Raw genomic sequence first — 21,731 nt, 5'->3', positions numbered from 1 at the left:
GTTCGAGGAGCTGGCACTCGCTCGCTCGCCCCGGCTTGATGTTATGAAGGCAGGAACGAACCGGCCGGCCAGGCCCCGGAACCCCGAATTAATCGCGCATTTTAACTCTATCGGGAAGTCCTTGCTCTGGTGCTGTGTCCGGCGTGTTGCATTTGCGGGAGAACCGCGTCGGCGCTGGCGCGCGCGGAACCCAGTAAACTACGCGGTTTCGCGGGCAGCCGCTCCGGCTGCCCGGCGTCGCGCTCATTTCAAGGCCATTCGATGACCGTCGATTCTTACGCGTATTGCCCGCCCGCCCGTGCGGTTTCGGGCGTTTTGATCCAGACCCCTATTAGTTTTGCCGATGCCGGCGCCCGACAGGAGGCGCGCCGATGATGCTGGTTCTTGCATTCCTGGTGTCCGGCGTGTCGCTGATGATCTGGATCGTGCTGCTCGTCGCGCGCGGCGGCTTCTGGCGTGCGGTGCCCGCGCGGCCGCTGCCGCCCGAGGCGCGCGGCGCGGCGGCCGAGGCCGGCTGGCCGGCCGTCGTCGCGGTCGTGCCGGCGCGCAACGAGGCCGACGTGATCGCCCGGGCGGCGACTTCGCTGCTCGAGCAGGATTACCCGGGCGACTTTCATCTGATCATCGTCGATGACCACAGCGACGACGGCACCGCCGACGCGGCCCGCGCGGCCGCGCTCGCGATCAACCGCGCCGACCGGCTGACGGTGCTGGCCGCGAAGCCGCTGCCGGCCGGCTGGTCGGGCAAGGTGTGGGCGCAGTCGCAGGGGATCGCCGCGGTGCAGACGCTCGGCCTGCCGGCCGACTACCTGCTGCTGACGGATGCCGACATCGGCCATCCGCCCGACGCCGTCGCGCAGCTCGTCACGCGCGCGCAGGCCGAGAACCGCGATCTCGTGTCGCTGATGGTGCGGCTGCGCTGCGATTCGTTCTGGGAAAAGGCGCTGATCCCGGCGTTCGTGTTCTTCTTCGCGAAGCTCTACCCGTTCTCGTGGATCAACAACCCGCGCAACCGGACGGCCGGCGCCGCGGGCGGCTGCATGCTCGTCAAGCGCACGGCGCTCGAGGAAGCGGGCGGCATCGAGTCGATCCGCGGCGCGCTGATCGACGACTGCAGCCTTGCCGCGCAGATCAAGCATCGCGGCGAGGGCCGCCATCCGATCCGGCTCGACCTGGCCGACCGCAGCGTGTCGTTGCGCCCGTACGACAGCTGGCGCGACATCTGGAACATGATCGCGCGCACCGCGTTCACGCAGCTGCACTACTCGCCGCTGCTGCTGGCCGGCACGCTGCTCGGGATGACGATCATCTATCTCGTGCCGCCCGCCGCGGCGCTCGCGTACGGCGCGCGCGCCTGGCCGGCGTGGCTCGCGTGGGCGTCGATGTGCGCCGCGTATGCGCCGATGCTGCGCTACTACCGGCGCTCGCCGCTGTGGGCGCCGGCGTTGCCGCTCGTCGCGCTGTTCTACGTCGGCGCGACGTTCGCGTCCGCGTGGCGTTACTGGCGTGGCAAGGGCGGCCAGTGGAAGGCGCGCGTGCAGGCGCCGGTGGATCGCTGAGTGTTGCCCGGGAGGCGCGCCTCCCGGCAGCCGGAACGCAAAACAGCCCGATCGGTGGAAACCGGTCGGGCTGTTTCGTTTGGGACGGTGCCTGTTCGGCGCTGTGGCGTGCCGGTACTCAGCGCTGCGTCAGCATCATGTACATCTGAACCACGACGTCCGGCGAGAACGTGAACGGCACCCAGCCGTAGCCCGTGTGGCGGGCCACCAGCAGGCGGTCGCCATTCGACTGCTTCTGCACGGCCATCATCGGGTTCTTCGTCGTCACGAAGCGCCAGCCGGCCGGGATGCCGGGCGGCGGCTCCGGCTGCATCGATGCGCGCGCATGCGCGAGTTCCTCGATCAGCTGGCCCAGTTGTTCCGGATGCAGCGTGATCGATTCGCCGTTGATGGTCAGCGTGAGTTCGTTCTGCGTCGGGCGCGACACGTGCAGCGTCGCTTTGTCGGACGGGGCCGGGGTGGTGGCGACGTCGGCTTCGGCTTCGACTTCAACCGGCGTTTCGGCTTGCGCCGTCGCGACAGTGGCCGTTTCGGCGTCGGCCGTTGCATCCACCGTTTCGGCCGCCGCCGCCGCGGGCGCGATCACGGCCGGTTCCGCCGCCGGCGTACCGGCCGGTGCAGGTTCGACGACTTCGGCTGCAACGGCCGTGGCGGCGACTGCGCTCGTCGCGGCTTCCTTGACGACGGCCTCGACCAGCGCCTCGGCGTCGGCGATGGCCTTCGCGTGGTGCCGCGCGGCCGCTTCGGCTTGTGCGATCGCTTCCGCATGACGCTGCGTGACGGCCTCCGCCTGCGCGGTGGCATCGGCGTGGCGCTGCGCGGCCGCCTCGGCCTGCGCGATCGCTTCGGTATGGCGTTGCGTGACGGCTTCGGCCTCGGCGGTCGCTTCGGCATGACGCTGCGCGGCGGCCTGCGTTTCCGCGATCGCCTGCGTGTGCTGCTGCGCGAGCGCTTCGGCTTCCTTGATTGCAGCCGTATGGCGCTGCGCGGCGGCTTCGGCTTCGGCGATGGCAGCCGCGAGACGCTGCGTGGCCGCTTCGGCTTCGGCGGTCGCTTCCGCGTGCCGCTTCGCAGCGGCTTCGGCTTCGACGGTCGCGGCTGCATGGCGCTGCGCGGCCGCCTCGGCTTCGGTGGCTGCCGCGTGATGGCGTTGCGCGGCGGCCTCCGCTTCGGCGATCGCTGCCGCATGGCGCTGCGACGCCGCTTCGGCATCCGCATGACGCTGCGCGAGCGCTTCGGTCAGCGCGGTGGCTTCCGCATGGCGCTGCGACGCGGCTTCGGCTTGCGCGGTGGCATCGGTATGACGCTGGGCGGCGGCTTCGGCCGCGGCGGTCGCGCTGGCGTGGCGCTGCTGCGCCGCCTCGGCATCGGCTGCTGCTGCCGTGTGGCGTTGTGCGGCGGCCTGCGCTTCGGCTTCCGCGGCGGCGTGACGCTCGGCCGCCGCCCGGGCCTCCGCTGCCGCGGCGCGCGCGAAGGCTTCCGCGCTGCGGGCCGCCTGCTGTGCGGCGTGGTGATCGTGGAGGAGCTGATCGACGCCCACGGTGAGCGAAGCGATCTGATCGTTCAGGTTCATGCGTGTCTTCTCTGCGTAAGACCCGCGATTTTAACCGCTGCGCCGGTAGCGGGCCGCGCGCGACGTGTAACAAAGTGCGCAAAGCGGCGTGAAGCCCGCCGCTTTGTGTTACTTCAGGTAGCCCGCGGCGCCGAACCAGTCGAGCGCATCGCGCAGCCCTTCACGGTACGGGCGCGCCCGGTAGCCGAGTTCGCGCTCGGCTTTCGCGGACGTGAAATACATCTTGTTCTTCGACATCCGCAGCCCGTCCACGGTGACGAACGGCTCCTTCTTCGTGAACTTCGCGACCGCTTCCGCACCGACCGCGAGCGGGTAGAGCGGCCAGCGCGGCAGCGCGATCGTCGGCGCCTTGCGGCCCGTCATCTGCGCGATGTCGGCCAGCATCTGCTGCAGCGGCAGGTTCTCGCCGCCGAGGATGTAGCGCTCGCCGATCCGGCCGCGCTCGAGCGCGAGGAAGTGGCCGTGCGCGACGTCGTCCACATGCACGAGGTTCAGCCCCGTGTCGACGAACGCGGGAATCTTGCCGAGCGCGGCTTCGACGATGATGCGGCCGGTCGGCGTCGGCTTCACGTCGCGCGGGCCGATCGGCGTCGACGGATTGACGATCACCGCCGGCAGCCCTTCGTCGGCGATCATCCGCTCGACCGCGCGTTCCGCCAGCACCTTGCTGCGCTTGTAGACACCGATCGCCTGCTCGGCCGTGAGCGGCCGGTTTTCGTCGGAGGGATCGCCGGCGCTCGTCACCTTCAGCGTCGCGACGCTGCTCGTATAGACGATCCGCTCGACGCCTTCCGCGCGCGCCGCGCGCATCGTCGCGACGGCCCCTTCGAGGTTCGCGCGTTCGATCTCGTCGGGATCGGGCGCCCACAGCCGGTAGTCGGCTGCCACGTGCAGCAGGTAGCGCACGCCGCGCAGCGCGGCGCGCATCGACGCCTCGTCGCGCATGTCGCCGGTGACGATCTCGGCGTCGAGATCCGCCACGTTCGTGCGCGGGCTGGTCGGGCGCACGAGCACGCGCACCGCATAGCCTTTCTGCTGCGCAATGCGCGCGACGGCCGAGCCGACGAAGCCGGATGCGCCGGTGACGAGAACGAGATCGCGGGAGGTATCAGTCATGCGTTTCCTTCAGGGCCGCGCGCGGGCGGCGCGGCGGTTGAGCATCGGCGAGATTGTACGTGGTCGGCGCGGGCGGCGACGCCACGCCGTGACGGGCATGAAGCGGCTCCGGCCCGTGTGCGAAGCGGCCGACGCGACTACAATGCCGGGCTTGAATGCAACGGGAGGGCGACGCGATGAGCCGCAATGAACTGGACGAACGGATCGAGACCTACTACGTGCGGGTGCGCGGCGTCGTGCAGGGCGTCGGCTTCCGTCATGCGACGGTGCGCGAGGCGCATGCGCTGAAGCTGCGCGGCTGGGTCGCGAATCTCGAGGACGGCACCGTCGAGGCGATGATCCAGGGCCCCGGCGCGCAGATCGACCGGATGCTCGCGTGGCTGCGCCACGGCCCGCCGGCCGCGCGCGTGACCGAGGTGACGTTCGAGGAACGCAAGACCGAGAAACGCTTCGAGCGCTTCCAGCAGCAATAAGAGGCGCGGAACGATCATGACGGGGTATCCGGAGGCCGGGCGCGGCCTCGTGTTGTCGGTGATGGCGTCGACACTGTTCGCGCTGATGTCCGCTTACGCGAAACTGCTGGCGCCGCTCACGGGGCTCGACATCTTCGCGTGGCGCGTGTTGTGGACCGCGCCGGGCGCGCTCGCGCTGATCGCGCTGCGCGGCCGTTGGCCGGCGCTCGTCGACCTCCTGCGGCGCAGCGTGCGCGACTGGCGCCTGCTGATTGCGCTGCCCGTGAGCGCCGCGCTGCTCGGCGTGCAGTTGTGGCTGTTCCTGTGGGCGCCGCTGCACGGCCGCATGCTCGAAGTGTCGCTCGGCTATTTCCTGCTGCCGCTGACGATGGTGCTCGTCGGCCGTTTCTACTATCACGAACGGCTCGATCCGCTGCAATGGGCGGCGGTCGCGTGCGCGGCGCTCGGCGTCGGGCACGAAGTGTGGGCGACGCGCGCGTTCGCGTGGCCGACGCTCGTCGTCGCGCTCGGCTATCCGCCGTATTTCGTGCTGCGCCGGCGGATCAACGCCGATTCGCTCGCCGCGTTCGCGGTCGAGATCGTGCTGCTGTGCCCGATCGCGTTCGCGATGGTCGTGACGAGCACGACGCACGTGGCCGACCACCCGGTGCTGTGGGCCGCACTGCTGCCGGGCCTCGGCGTGCTCAGCACGCTCGCGCTCGCGAGCTACCTGAAGGCGAGCCGGATGCTGCCGATGGCGCTGTTCGGGATTCTCGGCTACGTCGAACCCGTGCTGCTCGTCGCGGTGTCGCTGCTGCTGCTCGGCGAGACGCTGAGCATCGCGAAGCTCGCGACGTACGGGCCGATCTGGGTCGCCGTCGCGCTCACCGCGTGGCACAGCGCGATGCTGATGCGGCGCCTGCCCGCGCGCGGATAAACGTCGATCGCGACGCGGCGGCTGCATGCGGCGTGCCGCGTCGCGCATCGCAAAACCACCACGCCGCAGCGGTCGAACCCATCGATGCTGACCGCAAGCTGGCATCGCGCTGACGCGAGTCTGGCGACGCTGCCTGCCTTGTGCGACAAGGCTCGCGCCTGTAATCGAACAGAAGATTCGGTTGCACTTTGTTACTTAGGGTCTCCCCGGATCGGCCATTAGACTGGCCTTACCGACTTCCCTTCGTATGCAGCCTTTCAATGAACGGTCATCTCCGTGCCTGGCCGGCCGGGTTGGTGCGATGCGGGCATACGCGTATCGCCGCTGATCGCGCTCGCCTTCCGCTCCTCGATCCATTCTCCGGTGCGTACCGCACCGCCGTCGTGCAGGTGTGCTCATGTCGTTGAGCCCGCCGTCTTCCGCCACGTTTCCACCGTCGCGCGGCGGCCGCCTGATCGAAGTCGATTTCTTCCGCGGCATCGTGCTGTTGATGATCGTCGTCGATCACATCGGCGCGAGCGTGCTGTCGCGCATCACGCTGCACGCGTTCGCGCTGTGCGATGCGGCCGAGGTCTTCGTCTTTCTCGGCGGCTTCGCGACCGCGAGCGCCTATGGCGCGATTGCCGAGCGACACGGCGCGCGCGCCGCGCAAAAGCGCTTCGTGCGCCGCGCGATGCAGATCTACCGCGCGTTTCTCGCGACCTCGACGCTGATGCTCGTCGTGTCGGCCGTGCTCGATCACTACGGGATCGATGCGCCGAACCTCGCGCTCGACGACGTTAGCGTGATGCTCGCGTCACCGCTCACGGGCGCAGCCGAGCTGCTGACGTTCCAGCGCCAGCCCTATCTCGCGTCGGTGCTGCCGATGTACGTGCTGTTCGCGCTCGCGTCGCCGGTGCTCGTGCCGTTCGCGCGCCGGCATCCGTGGCTGCTGGTTGCGCTCAGCGTCGCGTCGTGGCTGACGGCGGGCTGGCTCGGCCCCGAGTTGCTGGATGCCGACGGATTCCGCTGGAGTTTCAATCCGTTCGCGTGGCAACTGATGTTCGTCGCCGGCGTGCTCGCGCGCTGCCAGCCGTTCTACCGGCGCATCGCGCTCGGGCGCTGGGGGGCCGCCGCGACCGGGCTCGCGTGCGCGGTCGTGCTCGGCTGCGCGAGCTACAAGCTGTTCTCGGGGCTGCCGCTGCCGGAAGGCGTGTTCAAGCGCGATCTCGCGCTGCCGCGCGTCGTGAGCTTCGCGGCCATCGCGTGGCTGATGGCCGATTGCGTGCGCTTCGGCTGGATCGCGCGGATCGCGCAGGGTGTGCGGCCCGTCGTGGCCGTGGGCCAGCGCGGGCTCATCTGCTTCGTCGCGGGCGCGGCGATCTCGCTCGTCATCGATTCGCTGCTGCATCCGGTCGTGCGCAGCGCGGATCTGCGGCACGTCGGCGTCGGCCTCGTGGCCGACGCGTGCGCGCTCGGGCTGATGATGGCCGTGGCCGGCTCGGGATCGTGGATCGCGCGGTGGCGCGGCGCGGCCGCGTGAGCGGCGCGGGACGCAGTGCGTGCGGCACGGAGCGTGCCGCGCGGCGTCAGTGAGGTGAGTCGATACGGGAGCGGGGAACGGAGGTGGCGTCGTCGGCTTCCGCGTCGTCGCGTTCGTCGGGCGCCGGCTCGTCGCGTTCCGCGAGTACCGCGTCGGCTTCGGCCGCGGCGCGCGCGGCACGTATCGCGGTGCAGCGCTGAGCGTGCCGGATGTCCGACAGTATCCTCAAGAGCCGCGTTGCTTTGCTTTTCATCGTCTTCTCCCGCCAGTGCGCATCTCGCGAAGCGGATGCGCTTCCTGCAACCAGTGTAGGACGCGTTCGCGTGCCTGGCGGGAGAATGTGGCGTGCATGCCGCACGCCGAGGGATATTACTTACTGCGCGGTGGCGACGCCCTGCGCCTGCGGCGCATCTTCGCGGCGCGCTTCCGCACAACGCTGGTGCTGGCGCGACAGGCGGTTCATCAGCGGCAGCAGCAGCAGCGCGAGCACCATGCCGATCGCGGCGAGCCAGCCGAGCTTCTCGAACAGCGACAGGTACAGCGGCAGCGATTCGGTGGCCGGCAGTTCGTGCGACGGCATCTGCGCGAAGTTCGCGACGACGCTGCCCAGATACTGCGACACGCCCGTCGCGACGAAGTACGCACCCATCATGAAGCCGCTCATGCGCGCCGGCACGTAGCGGGCGATCATCGCGAGGCCGAGGCCGCTCACCAGCAGTTCGCCGAGCGAGTAGAGGCCGTAGCCCCACACCATGAACCACGACGACACACGGCCGTCGACCGCGTAGCGGCCGCTGATCGTGAACACCAGGTAGCCGGCGGCCACTGCGCCGAAGCCGAGCGCGTACTTCGCGGCGACCGGCAGGTCGCGGCCGCTCTTCGCGACGGCGTTGTACACCCACACGAGCACCGGGCTCAGCAGCATGATCCAGATCGGGTTCAGCGCCTGGAACTGCGCGGCGCTCCACGTGAACAGCGTCGTGTCGAACAGCATGAAGCGCGGATCGACGTTGCGCAGCGCGAACAGCGTCAGCGACGTCGACATCTGCACGTAGAAGATGAAGAACAGGATCACCTGGCCGATCAGCACGAGCGCCGCGATCAGGCCCGCGCGCTCCGAGCGCTCCGACTTCGCGATCATGTACGCGAAGATCGCGAGGATCGCGAACGCTGCCGTCCACACGCTGGCGACGGCGAGCTGCTTGTGCTGCAGCACGTACAGCGTGATCAGCGCGAGCCCGACCCCGCCCAGCGCGACCGCGCCGAGGCGCTTCCAGCGGATCGGCTGGTCGTCCGGCAGCGAGCCGACGTGCGCGAGCGTGCGATGCATCAGCATGAAGTTGAGGATCGCGAGCAGCATGCCGCCGCAGCAGACCGCGAACGCGGCGTGCCAGCCCCAGTGATCCTTGATCCACGGCGTCGCGAGCATCGACACCGTCGAGCCGATGTTGACCGCCATGTAGTAGATCGTGAACGCGCTGTCGATGCGCGCGTCGTCGCCTTCATAGATGCGTCGCACGAGGTTGGCCGCGTTGGCCTTGAACAGGCCGTTGCCGACGACGATCACGCCGAGCGACGCGTACATGTACGTCAATTGATCATTCGGGACCGACAGCATCAGGTAGCCGGCGCACAGCACGGCCGCGCCGATGATCATCGTGCGACGGGCGCCGAGCACCTTGTCGCCGATCCAGCCGCCGATCGACGGCGCCGCATAGACGAGTGCGGTGAACGCACCCCAGGTCAGGTTCGCATGGCTGTCGGTGAAACCGAGCCGGTCGACCATGAAGAGGACCAGGAGCGCGGCCATGCCGTAGTAGCCGAAGCGCTCCCACATTTCGATGAGGAAGACCGTCGTGAACGATCGGGTTTGTGAAACGGGTGGTTGCATCATCAATCTCGTTTGAAACGGACGGCACGGATCACGCGTCGTCTTTGGGGTCGAACTGGCGCCGATGCACAATGGGCCGGGTAGGCTTCGTGACGGCGATGGAACAGTCGGGCGGTTAGCCCGGGCCGGGGTCGGACTCCGCCGGGTGTGGCGGGGAAGGGCCCCGACCGGCGCGCGCATGGTAACGGCTGCCGGTCCGGTGCGTCAGGTGCCTGCCACCTAGGGAAACTCCCAATGTGGCAGCAGCTTTCAGGAACATTCGTCTCATCATCTATTTGTAAGATTCCGTGCAGGTCCTCCGAAGATTCCCGGAGAGCCGCTTGCAGCTTGCCTGTGAAGCCGGCGAGTCTGGCAAGATAGCGCGTCGTTTCGCTCGCTTCGTGTCCCGTTTAGTGCACCGGGCTTGACACCGAAGACGTGGGCGAACCCGAAGACTAAGCTATATCGTTCTAACTTAGTTATTTTCCATCAAACATTTTTTGACGATCACTTTTCGGCCTGCTATGGTTCCCCCCACTGAAAACTCGCGGGCTGCAGATGCTGCCGCGCTGGGCAGCAAGATTCGCGCGTTGCGCCAACGACTCAAGCGCACGCTCGACGACACCGCTACCGCCGCGGGGATTTCGAAGCCGTTTCTGTCTCAAGTCGAACGCGGGCTCGCGTCGCCGTCGCTGACATCGTTGGCCGGTATCGCGCACGCGCTCGGTGTGACGGTGCAGTACTTCGTGGATACGCCGAGCGAGGAACGCTCGGTGTGCCGAGGCGAGCAGTTGCGCTTCTTCGGGTTTGCCGATTCGGCGAACCTGTTCGCGCGGTTGACGAACGTATCCGAAGGGCGCCAGCTGGAGGCGATCCTCGTGAGGATGCCGCCGGGGCAGAAGCGGTCCGAGGTGACGACACATGCAGGAGAGGAGTTCCTGTATGTGATTGAAGGGGAAGTGTCGCTGACGCTGGAAGGCAAGACGTTCGTCCTGCAGGCCGGCGACAGCTCGCACTATCAGTCGACGGTCCCGCACAGCTGGGTCAACACCGCGAAGATCGAGTCGGTGGTGGTCTGGGTCGGTACACCGAGGCTGTTCTAACGCACAGGTATTCCTTCGTTTCGAAGACGGAATGCCTGTCGAAAGAAACGTAAGGAATACTAAAATGCAATACGAGAATCACGGGCCTCCTCAATCGCTGCGCCCGTCAGCGTCTCAAGCGTAATCCGCGGCATCCGCCGCGCGACGCTCACCGAACAACCTTTCTCAAGACTGCCACGATGAAATCCTTGCATGCCATGTCGGCCGTGCTGGCCGCGCTCGCCCTGACGCCTGCCGCCCACGCCGTTACCGTTCCGTCGAACGTCGCGCTCGCGCCTCAACAGGACCTGACGCGACAGGTGCCCGCCGAAATCGAGTCGCTCGACCCCGCGCACATCGAATCGTGGACCGGCAACACGATCGGCCTCGACCTGTTCGAAGGGCTGGCCCGCATCGATGCGGCCGGCCAGGTCGTGCCGGGCGTCGCGCTGTCGTGGGAGCGCAAGTCGCCGACGACGTGGATCTTCAAGCTTCGCCATGACGCGAAGTGGAGCAACGGCCAGCCGGTGACGGCCGCCGATTTCGTCTATTCGTGGCAGCGCCTCGTCGATCCGAAGACGGGCTCGAAGTACACGATCCTCGTCGAGTTCGTGAAGAACTCGAAGGACATCATCGCAGGCAAGGCTGCGCCGTCGACGCTCGGCGTGCGCGCGATCGATCCGTACACGCTGGAAGTGACGACCGACGTGCCGGTCGCATTCTTCCCGGAACTGACGGCCATGGTGCCGCTCGCGCCGGTGAACAAGGACACGGTGACGAAGCTCGGCGACGCATGGACGCGCCCGGGCAACATCGTCAGCAACGGCGCATACCAGCTCGTCGACTGGCAGCCGAACAACCGCATCGTGATCTCGAAGGATGCGAAGTACTGGAACGCGCCGAAGGTCGTGATCAACAAGGTCACGTACTTGCCGATCGAGAGCGACGAGACGGCGATGCGCATGTACCAGGCCGGCCAGATCGACTACAGCTACTCGATCCCGTCGGGGATCTTCCAGCAGGTCAGCAAGCAGTTCGGCGGCGAACTGCGCCAGGGCCTGCAGCTCGCGACCTATTACTACTACCTGAACAACAGCGATCCGGCGCTGAAGGACAAGCGCGTGCGCCAGGCGCTGTCGATGGTGCTCGATCGCGACGTGCTGACGCAAAGGCTCACGCAGGCCGGCGAGAAGCCGATGTACGGCCTGATGCCGAGCGGCACGAAGGGCGTGCAGCCGTTCACGCCGGATTGGGCGTCGTGGCCGATGGCCAAGCGCGTCGAGACCGCGAAGAACCTGCTGAAGCAGGCCGGCTACTCGGATGCGAAGCCGCTGTCATTCACGCTGACGTACAACACCAACGACCTGCACAAGAAGGTCGCGCTGTTCGCCGCGTCGGAATGGCGCACCAAGCTCGGCGTCAATACGAAGCTCGAGAACGTCGAGTTCAAGGTGCTGATGAAGGAGCGTCATGACGGCAAGGTGCAGATCGCCCGTGACGGCTGGTTCGCCGACTACAACGACGCGATGACGTTCTTCGACCTGCTGCGCTGCGGCAGCGCGCAGAACACCGTCGGCTACTGCAACAAGCAGGCCGACGCGCTCGTCGACGAAGGCAACCAGAAGCTCGACGACAAGGCACGCGCCGCGCTGCTCACGCAGGCGCACGACATGGCGCTGAGCGACACGCCGATGGTGCCGCTGTTCCAGTACTCGGCCGATCGTCTCGTGAAGCCCTATGTGGGCGGCTACTCGCTGAAGAACGTGATCGACATGCGTGCTTCGCAGGACATGTACCTGATCAAGCACTGAGCGGAGCGATCATGCTGGCCTACGCATTGAGGCGCACGTTGTGGGCGGTGCCGACGATCCTCGCGGTCGTCACCGTCTGCTACCTGCTGCTGCACTTCACGCCCGGCGGTCCGTTCGATACGGAAAAGCAGTTGTCCGCCGCGACGCTCGCGAACCTGAACGCGAAGTACCACCTCGATCAGCCGCTGTGGAAGCAGTACCTGATGTACCTCGATTCGCTGCTGCATGGCGATCTCGGTCCGTCGTTCCGCTACGTCGACTGGTCGGTGAACGATCTCGTGAAGAAGGCGCTGCCCGTGAGCCTCGGCGTGGGCGGCGTGTCGATCCCGATCTCGATCGTGTTCGGCGTGTTGCTCGGCACCGTCGCGGCGGTGCGCCGCGACAGCTTCATCGACCGCGTCGTGATGCTGATCGGCAACGTCGGCAATGTCGTGCCGCCGTTCGTGCTCGGCCCCGTGCTCGTGTGGATCTTCGCGATCCTGCTGAAGACGTCGTCCGGCAACGGCTGGCTGCCCGCGGGCGGCTGGGGTGACGGCGGCTGGGAGTACCGGCTGCTGCCGATCGTGCTGCTGACCTTCATCAACATGTCGCTGCTCGCGCGCGTGATGCGCGGCTCGATGATCGAGACGCTGTCGAGCAACTACATCCGCACCGCGCGCGCGAAGGGCCTGCCGGGCTCGACGATCGTGCTGCGCCATGCGCTGAAGCCTGCGCTGATGCCGGTCGTGTCGCTGTTCGGCACGGTCTGCATCACGTCGATCACGGCGGCCGTCGTCACCGAATCGGTGTTCGCGCTGCCGGGGCTCGGGCAGCTCGTCGTGAACGGTGCCATCAACCGCGACTACACGCTGGTGCTCGGCCTCGTCGTGCTGACGACCGTCTGCGCGGTGCTGTTCAACCTGCTGGTCGACCTCGCGTACGCGTGGCTCGATCCGCGCATCCGTTATTGAGCGAGGCACAGCGATGACTCCGACTACTCCCGTCGTCGGCCTGCCCGTGCAGGCCGACTCGCCGCCGCGTTCGCGCTCGCCGTTCGCGCTTGCGATGGCGCGCTTCCTTCACAACCGTGCGGCCGTGTTCAGCCTCGTGCTGCTCGCGCTGATCACGCTCGCCTGTTTCGTCGGCCCGTGGCTGCTCGCGGCCGATCCTTCGGCAAGCGACTGGGGCTCGATCAGCCTGCCGCCGACCTGGACGAACCAGCACTGGTTCGGCACCGACGAGCTCGGCCGCGACCTGCTGGTGCGCACGCTGATCGGCGGCCGCGTGTCGATCGAGGTCGGCCTGCTCGGCACGCTCGTGTCGGGCCTGTTCGGCGTCGCATGGGGCGCGACCGCGGGCTTCGCGGGCGGCCGCGTCGACTCCGTGATGATGCGCATCGTCGACATGATGTACGCGATCCCGTACCTGCTGATCGCGATCCTGATGATGACCCTGTTCGGCCGCTCGTTCATGCTGGTCGTGCTGACCATCAGCGCGTTCTCGTGGATCGACATGGCGCGCGTCGTGCGCGGCCAGACGCTGTCGCTGCGCAGCCGCGAGTTCGTCGATGCGGCACGGGCGATCGGCGTGACGCCGGCGTCGATCGTGCTGCGCCACATCGTGCCGAACCTGCTCGGCGTGGTCGTCGTGTACGCGACGGTCTCGGTGCCGGGCATCGTGCTGACCGAATCGGTGCTGTCGTTCCTCGGCCTCGGCGTGCAGGAACCGATGACGAGCTGGGGCGTGCTGATCCAGGACGGCGCGCAGAAACTGGAATCGACGCCGTGGCTGTTGCTGGCCCCGGCCGTCATGCTGTGCGTGACGCTTTACTGCGTGAACTTCGTCGGCGATGGCCTGCGTGACGCGCTCGACCCGAAGGATCGCTGAAGATGGCCGCACTGCTTGAAGTAGACAACCTCGGCGTGCGCTTCACGCGCAAGGACGCGCCGCCGGTGGACGCCGTGAGCGGCGTGTCGTTCTCGCTCGAAGCCGGCAAGACGCTCGGCATCGTCGGCGAATCGGGCTCGGGCAAGAGCCAGACCGTGATGGCGATGCTCGGCCTGCTGGCCGGCAACGGCACGACCACCGGCGCCGCGCGCTATCGCGGCGACAACCTCCTCGAGATGGATTCACGCGCGCTGAACAAGATACGCGGCGACCGGATCGCGATGATCTTCCAGGATCCGATGACGTCGCTCAATCCGTTCCTGACGATCGAGCGGCAGATGACCGAGACGCTTCAGCTGCATCGCAAGATGTCGCGCAAGGACGCCACGAAGCGCGCGATCGAGGCGCTCGAATCGGTGCGCATTCCCGATGCAGCACGCCGCATCCGCATGTATCCGCACGAGTTTTCGGGCGGCATGCGCCAGCGCGTGATGATCGCGATGGCGCTGCTGTCCGAGCCGGAAATCCTGATCGCCGACGAGCCGACCACCGCGCTCGACGTGACCGTGCAGGCGCAGATCATCGACCTGCTGCGCGAGCTGAACCGCGAGCGCGGCACCGCGATCGTGCTGATCACGCACGACATGGGCGTGGTCGCGGGCCTCGCGGACGACGTGATGGTCATGTATGCGGGCCGCACCGTCGAATACGCGCCGGCCGAATCGATCTTCGCGGCGCCGTCGCATCCGTACACGATCGGCCTGCTCAACGCGCTGCCGCGCCTGACCGACGCGGACGATGCGCCGCTCGTCGCGATTCCCGGCAATCCGCCGATGCCCGGCACCGCGCCGGCCGGCTGCGCGTTCGCGAAGCGCTGCACGTATGCGGAAGAACGCTGCGGCGCGGCGCGCCCCGCGCTCGAAACCTATGGCGCCGTGGGCGCGGTGCGCGCGTGCCACCGCCCCGTGGCCGATCTGACGGGAGGTCTGCGATGAGCGTCAATGAACGCCGCAATACCGGCGCGACGGACGACACGCTGCTGTCCGTCGACGGTCTGAAAGTGCATTTCCGCGTGCCGCTCGGCGGCTATCCGTGGTCGCCGAAGGGGACGCTGCGCGCCGTCGACGGCGTGTCGTTCGACGTGAAACGAGGCGAGACGGTCGGGCTCGTCGGCGAATCGGGCTGCGGGAAGTCGACGCTCGCGCGCGCGCTGATCGGCCTCGTGCCGATGACGGCCGGCACGGTGAAATGGCGCGGCGAAGCCGTGGCGCCCGATCACCTGCGCGGCACCACGATGCGGCGCGAAGTGCAGATGATCTTCCAGGATCCGCTCGCGTCGCTCGATCCGCGCATGACGATCGAACAGGTGGTCGCGGAGCCGCTCGTCACGCACCAGGCCGGCCTCGGCCGCACCGAGGTGCGCCGCCGCGTGGTCACGATGCTCGAACGCGTCGGCCTGAACGCGCATCACCTGCTGCGTTATCCGCACGAATTTTCCGGCGGGCAGTGCCAGCGCGTCGGCATCGCGCGCGCACTGATCGGCGAGCCGAAGCTCGTGATCTGCGACGAACCCGTCTCGGCGCTCGACGTGTCGATCCAGGCGCAGATCGTGAACCTGCTGCGCGACCTTCAACGCGAACTGTCGTTGTCCTATCTGTTCGTTGCGCACGATCTGGCGGTGGTGAAGGCCATCAGCCAGCGTGTGCTCGTGATGTATCTCGGCCGCGTGATGGAGTTCGGCACGCGGCATGACGTGTACGGCGTGCCGCAGCACCCGTACACGAAGGCGCTGCTCGACGCGGCGCCGACGCCGGAGCCGGCGCGCGAGCGTGCTCGCCGTCCGATGCTGCTGGCGGGCGAGATGCCCTCGCCGCTCAACCCGCCGTCCGGCTGCGCGTTCCGCACGCGCTGCCCGGTCGCGATCGACGCGTGCGCGCAGGACGTGCCGCTGCCGGAAGTTCGGCAGGGGTCGGCCGCGCGTGTCGCGTGCATCCGCGCGGGTGTGGCGTGAGCTGAAGTGACGCAGCAAACATAACCAAGGCAGGTCAACAGGGGTAGGTGCGGCGCGAACGATCTTCGCGCCGCGGGTACAGGCGCGTCTTTAATCGGGCGCGCCGGGGGGCCGGGCGCGGATCGCAACCGGCGTGGACGATATCAACACAAGACGAGAATTACGATGAAAAAACAGAAGACGATCGGGACGGCATCGAAAATGCTGCTTGCCTGGGGGCTGCCGGCACTCGCCGGTGTCTCGCTGACGGGCGTCGCGCACGCCGACGACGCGGCCCCCGCACCGCTGACGGTCGCGCAGGCCGCACCGGGCACGACCGTTGCGCAGGCAACGACCCCGAACGCCGTCATCAACGCCGAGGCGAACCAGGCCGTCACGCCGCCCGACGAGCCGTCGGCGCAGTCGCAGTCGAAGGGCTTCATCGCCGACAGCCATCTCAACTTCCTGTTCCGCAACTATGCGGACGTGCTCGACGCCAAGGGCGGGCCGCATCGCCACGCGTGGGTCCAGGGCGCGATGGCGAACTTCGAGTCGGGCTACACGACGGGCCTGATCGGTATCGGTTTCGACGCATCGCTGTATGCGGCGCTGAAGCTCGACGGCGGCCAGGGCGCGGGCAGCATGGTGCACATCGCGAAGGGCGGCGGTGGCGGCAACCAGCTCGCCTGGGCCTATCCCGGCATCTACGACGTGAAGGCGCGCATCTCGAACACGGTGGTCAAGTACGGTCTGCAGGCCGTCGACAACCCGTTCATGGAGCAGCACGACAACCGCGCGCTGCCGCCGACGTTCCTCGGTGCGACGCTCGTCAGCAATGAATTCAAGAACGTGATGCTCGAGGCCGGCAGCTTCACGAAGACCGACGCGCGTGGTCATACGACGCTCACCAACCTGACGACGCAATACGGCGGCACGCGCATCAACCGCCTGTCGTACGTCGGCGGCACGTGGGACTACTCGCCGAACGGCGAAATCGCGCTGTACGCGAACCAGGCCGACGACGTGTGGCACCAGTACTACGCGTCGGTGAAGCACAGCATCGGCAGCCCGCAGACGATCAAGTGGACGGGCTTCGGCAACGTCTACTCGACGCACGACACGGGCGACGCGCTGCAAGGCAAGATCAACAACAACGCCTACAGCCTGTCGCTGGCCGCGCAGCACGGCCCGCACGAGCTGCTGCTCGGCTTCCAGCAGGTGCTCGGCGACCAGTTCTTCGACTACCTGAACGAAACGAACGGGATCTTCCTGACCAACTCGATGGACGTCGACTACAACGCGCCGCACGAAAAGTCGCTGCAGCTGCGTTACACGTTCTACGGCAAGGAAGCGGGCCTGCCGGGCTTCAAGGCGATGGTCTGGGGCGTGACGGGCTGGGGGGCGGACGGCAGCGCGGGCGCGGCGAACGACCCGAGCAAGTCGAGCATCTACTGGAGCAACGGCGCGCCGGTGCAGGGCCGTCACCACGAGTTCGGCTTCATCCCGTCGTACACGTTCCAGAGCGGCAAGCTGAAGGACACGAAGGTCACGTTCATCGCGATGTGGCACGCCGGTTCGGCACACTACTCGGACGCGACGAACACCGAGTACCGCCTGGTCGTGAACCTGCCGCTGCACGCGTTCTGATCGAAGGGGGCGCAGGCGCCCCCGCCTCGCACGGCCGGCCTTCGATCGACGCGATCAGGCCGGCTTGTGCAGCCCCGCGACCGGATCGTTCGCAGCGGGCATGTCTTCCACGAGCGACGTGAGCTGGCGGCCCGTATCGCGCCATGCATCGAGGCCGCCGCGCAGCGCGAGCGCATCGGTGAAGCCGGCGTCGAGCAGGCGCTTCGCCATCAACGCGGCCGTGAACTCGTTCGGGCACGAGCAGTACACGACGAACTTCTGCGAGAACGGATAACGCGCGACGATGTCGCCGATCTGGCGTTCGTCGGCGAACTGCGCGCCGGGAATCGTGAACGGATCGAGCTTGCGGTGCTCGGGCGAGCGCACGTCGAGGACCACCGGCGCGGACGTATCGCGCAGCATCGCGTCGAGCTCGTCGACGCCGACCCGCGCGCTCGCGAGCTGGCGGATCAGCGCGCGGCGGCGCATCCAGCGGATCGTCGCGTACACGGCCAGCACCGCGACGGCCACCAGCAGCGCCGCGCGGCCGAGCTGGCCCGCACCGGCGAACAGCCAGTCGATCTGGCGCGCGAACATCAGCCCGACCATCAGCCCGACGATCGTCCACAGCGCGGCGCCGAGCGCGTCGTAGCCGAGGAACGTGCGATAGCGCGTGCCGAACGCGCCGGCCATCGGCACCGACACGAGCGACAGCCCCGGAATGAAGCGCGCGACGGCGAGCACGCGCACGCCGTAGCGGCCGAAGAAGCGTTCGGTTTTCTTCACGCAGCTGTCACGCGACAGCGACAGGCGGCAGATCGTCTTCAGCGTCGTGCCGCCGAAGCGCCGGCCGGCGAGGTACCACACGGTGTCGCCGATCAGTGCGCCGAGCACCGACAGCACGACCACCGTGACCAGTTGCGAGCCGATCATCGCCGGATGCATCGCGGACATCGCGCCGAACAGCACGAGCGTCGGCATCGCGGGCACCGGCAGCCCGATGGCCGCCGCGAGCACGTTGACGAAGACGAGAAGCGGCCCGTATTGGGCGACGAGGTCGCGGAGGAGCATGACGGCTGGCCGAAAAGGAAACGCGCGCGGAAAGCACGCAGATGGGCCGATTATCGGCCTTTTTCAAGTCAGCGGCGGGAATAACGCAACGTGCGTGACGGCGGCAGGGGGCGCGGTGAGCCGGCGCGTTGCGCGCGGCTCACCGTTCGAAATCAGGAGGAGGTGCGGGCGAGTGACGCGGCGCCGTGGTTTTCGCCGGGGAGCTCGGCGCCGTGCGAGCGGATCGCCGCGATCAGTTCGGCCGGCGTGATCTCGTAGCGGACTTCGCGGTGGATGCCGGGCTTGCGTTCGTCGATCTCGATCAGCAGCACGCTCTTGCCGTCGCCGGTTGCTTCGAGCCGGAGCGAGCGCAGTTCGCGACCGTCGGTCGGGTCGTGTTCGGTGAGCAGGGTCATTGCCCCGGATGAGCCGGAAGTGCGCATCGAACCTATCCTCGTATCGTGGATGCCGTAGTGGCGAAGATGTCTTGGTTGAATACAGCTTGGCGCAGTTTAACGCGAACGGGCCGCAATTCGGAGCAATTTCGTTGGGGGGAATTGAGGGCTGAACCATTGATCCTTCTGATGTTTGAGCCGCGCGGGGCGGGCGTTTGCGCCGGATCGGGCGCAGCCGCGGCCGGCGCCTGACCGCCGCTCGCGCCCGGGCCGGCCCGGGCGGCGACACGCGGCGCAGCGCGGGTCGCCGCGGCGGCATCAGAAGCGGTCGGCGAGCCCCATCGCCGGGTCGCTGACCGAGTGCCGGCCGGTTTCGACGCGGCCGGCGACGCGGCGCGAGAAACTCGCGTCGCTGTCGGCGGTGACGATGAAGTCGTACCAGTGGCCGGTCGAGTCGAGCTTCCAGTGCAGCTCGGCCTGGTCGCCGGCGCGTACCGTGACCGTCCACGTGGTACCGGTACCGTGGCCGTGACCCTGGCCGTTGCCGTCCTCGTTGCCGTGGCCATGACCGCGATCGTCGTGCGCGCCGCGTCCGGACAGCGGCCCGTAGACCTGGTTCGACCTCACGGTGAAGCGCACCGTCCCGCCGCCGTGGTTGCGCAGCTTCAGGTGGAGGTTGCCGCTCGCGCCCGCATAGCCGACGCGAACCTCCGGCTGCGGCGCACGTGCACCGGCCAGGCGGCTGAGGTCGCCGGTGAAGCGGCGGTGATAGCCGTTCGGGCCCAGCACCCACAGGTCATATTTACCGCCGTTGTCGGCGCGCGCGGCCCAGTCGCCGTGCAGCGTCTTGCCCGGTTCGACGACGTAGCGCCGCGGCAGGCGGTCGAGGTGCAGCTTGTCATAGACGTGAAACACGGCGGCGGCGCGGCCCGTGTTCGCGAACTTCAGCGTGACCGTGCCGGTGCCGGCATCGGTACGCGCGCTGGCATGCAGTTCGTAAGGCAGCGCGCGCGACGGGCGCACGCCGGTCGCCTGCGCGGGCAGCGACGGCGCGGCCGGCGGCACGATCTTCGGCGCGGCCTGTTGCGCGGCGCTCAGCGCGTCGACCTGGCTTTTCGTCGTATGGCCCGCGAGCGTCGGCAGCGGTTCGTTGTTCGGCGAGCGGAAGTTGAACGCGCTCGTCAGGTCGCCGCACACCGCGCGGCGGTACGCGCTGATCTGCGGCTCCGCGACGCCGAAGCGCTTTTCGAGGAAGAGCAGCGTCGACGTATGGTCGAACACCTGCGAGTTGACCCAGCCGCCACGGCTCCACGGCGACACGACCCACATCGGCACGCGCGGGCCCGGGCCGTACGGACGGCCGTCGATCGCCGGCTGGCTCGACGTGGCCGGCGTGAAGTCGTGGTACTCGGCGGCGACGTCGGCGTCCCGCAGCGTATGGCCGCCCGCGAGCGTGCCGTCGGCGTTGCGCGACGGCACGGCCGGCGACGGCATGTGGTCGAAGAAGCCGTCGTTTTCGTCGTAGTTCACCAGCAGCACGGTCTTGCTCCATACCTCCGGGTTCGCCGTCAGCGCATCGAGCACGGCCTGCACGTACCAGCCGCCCTGCGCGGGGCTCGACGGCCCCGGATGTTCGCTGTACACGGACGGCGGGATGATCCACGACACCTCGGGCAGCGTGCCGTTGCGGATGTCGTCGCGGAACGATTCGAGGAAGCCGTACGGCATCGTGTTGCCGAACCCCTTCGCGAGCGGGCTCAGCGGATCGTCGATCGCCGGATCGTAGAACGCGCCGGCCGCCGTCACGGGTTGCGTGATGTCGGTCGACGCGACGTACGCGGGCCGGCGCGCGGGCGGCATCTGCTCGATCGCCGCGCGCCAGTGGCGGAAGCTCATCATCTCGTTGCAGCCGAAGTTGTCGATCAGGCTCTGGTAGACCTTCCAGTGCACGCCGGCCTGCTGCAGCCGGTCGGCGTAGGTGGTCCAGGTCCAGCCCTGGCTCGACGGGCCGATGTCGTTGCCGCCGTTGAACTGGTTGTTCAGCGCGGCGATCTTCACGCGGCTGCCGTCGGCCGGGCTGATGCCGTTCGGGCCGTTGGTGCCGCTCCAGTAGAACAGGCGGTTCGCGATCGTGCCCGTGTGCATCCCGCAGTGATAGTGGTCGCACAGCGTGAACGCATCGGCGAGCGCGCGCTGGAACGGTACTTCCGCCGCGTCGTAGTAGCCCATCGACAGCGGCGTCTTCGCGTCGGGCCAGCGGTTCATCCGGCCATGGTCCCACGCGGCCTGCGCATCGGCCCACGTGTGCGGCGTGCCGCCGGCGCGCTGCGCGTTGCCCTGGCTCGCGTCGAGGTGATACGGCGTGACGGTGGTGGCCGGCGTCGGCTTCGTGTACGTCTGGTAGAACACGTTGCGGCCGTTCGGCGACGGCACCGCGAAGCGGTCGCCGTAACCGCGCACGCCCTTGAACGTGCCGAAGTAGCTGTCGAATGCGCGGTTCTCCATCATCAGCAGCACGACGTGCTTCACGTCCTGGATGGTCCCCGTTTCGTGAAACGCGGGAATCGCGAGCGCGCGGCGGATGCTCGGCGGAAACGCGGACAGCGCGGCGGCGGCGAGGCCGGAAGTGGCGGTTTGCTGAAGGAATTTGCGGCGTGACGTCATGGCGTTCGGGTCCTGTGATGATGGGAGCGTTCGTGACTTCGTCTGGCGGCGCCCGTGCATCGCCCCCTGGGACGATTCGCGCGGCGTGTGCGTTCGAGTGCATCGGCCGCGCGTGGCGGAGGTGCGCGCATCGCGCGCGATGCGTGGTGTCGCGCGGATGCGTTGGCCGTCGCCGCGATCCCGTGCAACGCGCGCTCGTGATGCGCGGCCGGGACGTC

The 21,731-nt window shown here is 68.0% G+C and carries 18 protein-coding genes; 11 read left to right on the top strand and 7 right to left on the bottom strand.

The window, feature by feature from the left end; all coding sequences use genetic code 11:
* Positions 1-371: 371 nt before the first annotated feature.
* The gene (locus CFB40_RS31450) at positions 372-1,559 is read left to right on the top strand and encodes a glycosyltransferase (RefSeq protein WP_089428811.1); all 1,188 of its coding nucleotides are present in this window, start codon (positions 372-374) and stop codon (positions 1,557-1,559) included.
* Positions 1,560-1,677: 118 nt separating this feature from the next.
* On the opposite strand, the gene CFB40_RS31445 is transcribed toward CFB40_RS31450, so the two are convergent.
* Both CFB40_RS31445 and hpnA read right to left on the bottom strand, forming a co-directional pair.
* A complete protein-coding gene (locus CFB40_RS31445; protein ID WP_089433492.1) occupies positions 1,678-3,132 on the bottom strand; it encodes a phage tail protein in 1,455 nt (484 codons plus the stop codon).
* Positions 3,133-3,240: 108 nt separating this feature from the next.
* Positions 3,241-4,248 carry a hopanoid-associated sugar epimerase gene (hpnA, locus tag CFB40_RS31440; RefSeq protein ID WP_059780150.1) on the bottom strand — a complete coding sequence of 336 codons (1,008 nt, stop codon included), beginning with the start codon at positions 4,246-4,248 and terminating at the stop codon, positions 3,241-3,243.
* 176 nt (positions 4,249-4,424) lie between these two features.
* On the opposite strand from hpnA, the gene CFB40_RS31430 reads away from it, so the two are divergent.
* From CFB40_RS31430 to CFB40_RS31420, 3 genes are all read left to right on the top strand, one after another.
* Positions 4,425-4,721, top strand: coding sequence for an acylphosphatase (locus CFB40_RS31430; RefSeq protein ID WP_069253069.1), 297 nt, complete (start codon positions 4,425-4,427; stop codon positions 4,719-4,721).
* Positions 4,722-4,737: 16 nt separating this feature from the next.
* Positions 4,738-5,637 carry an EamA family transporter RarD gene (rarD, locus tag CFB40_RS31425; RefSeq protein WP_089433491.1) on the top strand — a complete coding sequence of 300 codons (900 nt, stop codon included), beginning with the start codon at positions 4,738-4,740 and terminating at the stop codon, positions 5,635-5,637.
* Positions 5,638-6,034: 397 nt separating this feature from the next.
* On the top strand, positions 6,035-7,159 hold the full coding sequence (locus tag CFB40_RS31420; protein ID WP_089433490.1) for an OpgC domain-containing protein: 1,125 nt from the start codon (positions 6,035-6,037) through the stop codon (positions 7,157-7,159).
* A gap of 46 nt (positions 7,160-7,205) precedes the next feature.
* On the opposite strand, the gene CFB40_RS31415 is transcribed toward CFB40_RS31420, so the two are convergent.
* Both CFB40_RS31415 and CFB40_RS31410 read right to left on the bottom strand, forming a co-directional pair.
* A complete protein-coding gene (locus CFB40_RS31415; RefSeq protein ID WP_089428814.1) occupies positions 7,206-7,412 on the bottom strand; it encodes a hypothetical protein in 207 nt (68 codons plus the stop codon).
* 120 nt (positions 7,413-7,532) lie between these two features.
* Positions 7,533-9,053 carry a peptide MFS transporter gene (locus tag CFB40_RS31410; protein WP_089428815.1) on the bottom strand — a complete coding sequence of 507 codons (1,521 nt, stop codon included), beginning with the start codon at positions 9,051-9,053 and terminating at the stop codon, positions 7,533-7,535.
* A gap of 500 nt (positions 9,054-9,553) precedes the next feature.
* Here CFB40_RS31410 and CFB40_RS31400 point away from each other — a divergent pair, with 500 nt between their 5' ends.
* From CFB40_RS31400 to CFB40_RS31370, 7 genes are all read left to right on the top strand, one after another.
* Positions 9,554-10,132 carry a cupin domain-containing protein gene (locus tag CFB40_RS31400; protein WP_069252724.1) on the top strand — a complete coding sequence of 193 codons (579 nt, stop codon included), beginning with the start codon at positions 9,554-9,556 and terminating at the stop codon, positions 10,130-10,132.
* Between the two features lie 179 nt (positions 10,133-10,311).
* On the top strand, positions 10,312-11,922 hold the full coding sequence (locus CFB40_RS31395; RefSeq protein WP_089428816.1) for a peptide ABC transporter substrate-binding protein: 1,611 nt from the start codon (positions 10,312-10,314) through the stop codon (positions 11,920-11,922).
* 11 nt (positions 11,923-11,933) lie between these two features.
* Positions 11,934-12,872, top strand: a complete 939-nt coding sequence (locus CFB40_RS31390; RefSeq protein WP_089428817.1) for an ABC transporter permease subunit — start codon at positions 11,934-11,936, stop codon at positions 12,870-12,872.
* 13 nt (positions 12,873-12,885) lie between these two features.
* Positions 12,886-13,788 (top strand): ABC transporter permease, encoded by a 903-nt coding sequence (locus CFB40_RS31385; RefSeq protein WP_089433489.1) that lies wholly within the window; start codon positions 12,886-12,888, stop codon positions 13,786-13,788.
* A 2-nt stretch (positions 13,789-13,790) separates the two neighbouring features.
* Complete coding sequence (locus CFB40_RS31380) at positions 13,791-14,783, top strand: ABC transporter ATP-binding protein (protein WP_089433488.1); 993 nt, start codon at positions 13,791-13,793, stop codon at positions 14,781-14,783.
* On the top strand, positions 14,780-15,799 hold the full coding sequence (locus CFB40_RS31375; protein WP_179255115.1) for an ABC transporter ATP-binding protein: 1,020 nt from the start codon (positions 14,780-14,782) through the stop codon (positions 15,797-15,799). Before CFB40_RS31380 ends, CFB40_RS31375 begins: the two co-directional genes overlap by 4 nt.
* Before the next feature lie 165 nt (positions 15,800-15,964).
* Positions 15,965-17,425, top strand: a complete 1,461-nt coding sequence (locus CFB40_RS31370; RefSeq protein WP_039349592.1) for an OprD family porin — start codon at positions 15,965-15,967, stop codon at positions 17,423-17,425.
* A gap of 54 nt (positions 17,426-17,479) precedes the next feature.
* On the opposite strand, the gene CFB40_RS31365 is transcribed toward CFB40_RS31370, so the two are convergent.
* The 3 genes from CFB40_RS31365 to CFB40_RS31355 form a co-directional block, all read right to left on the bottom strand.
* Positions 17,480-18,475, bottom strand: a complete 996-nt coding sequence (locus CFB40_RS31365; protein WP_089428820.1) for a DedA family protein/thiosulfate sulfurtransferase GlpE — start codon at positions 18,473-18,475, stop codon at positions 17,480-17,482.
* A gap of 152 nt (positions 18,476-18,627) precedes the next feature.
* Entirely contained in the window at positions 18,628-18,897 is a 270-nt protein-coding gene (locus tag CFB40_RS31360; RefSeq protein ID WP_089428821.1) for a hypothetical protein, read from the bottom strand.
* 270 nt (positions 18,898-19,167) lie between these two features.
* On the bottom strand, positions 19,168-21,513 hold the full coding sequence (locus CFB40_RS31355) for a phosphocholine-specific phospholipase C (RefSeq protein WP_089433486.1): 2,346 nt from the start codon (positions 21,511-21,513) through the stop codon (positions 19,168-19,170).
* Positions 21,514-21,731 lie beyond the last annotated feature (218 nt).

It is taken from the genome of Burkholderia sp. AU31652, from assembly GCF_002223155.1.
Classification (GTDB): domain Bacteria; phylum Pseudomonadota; class Gammaproteobacteria; order Burkholderiales; family Burkholderiaceae; genus Burkholderia.
Note: the sequence above shows the minus strand (reverse complement) of the source record. Positions and strands in the feature narration are given on the sequence as shown.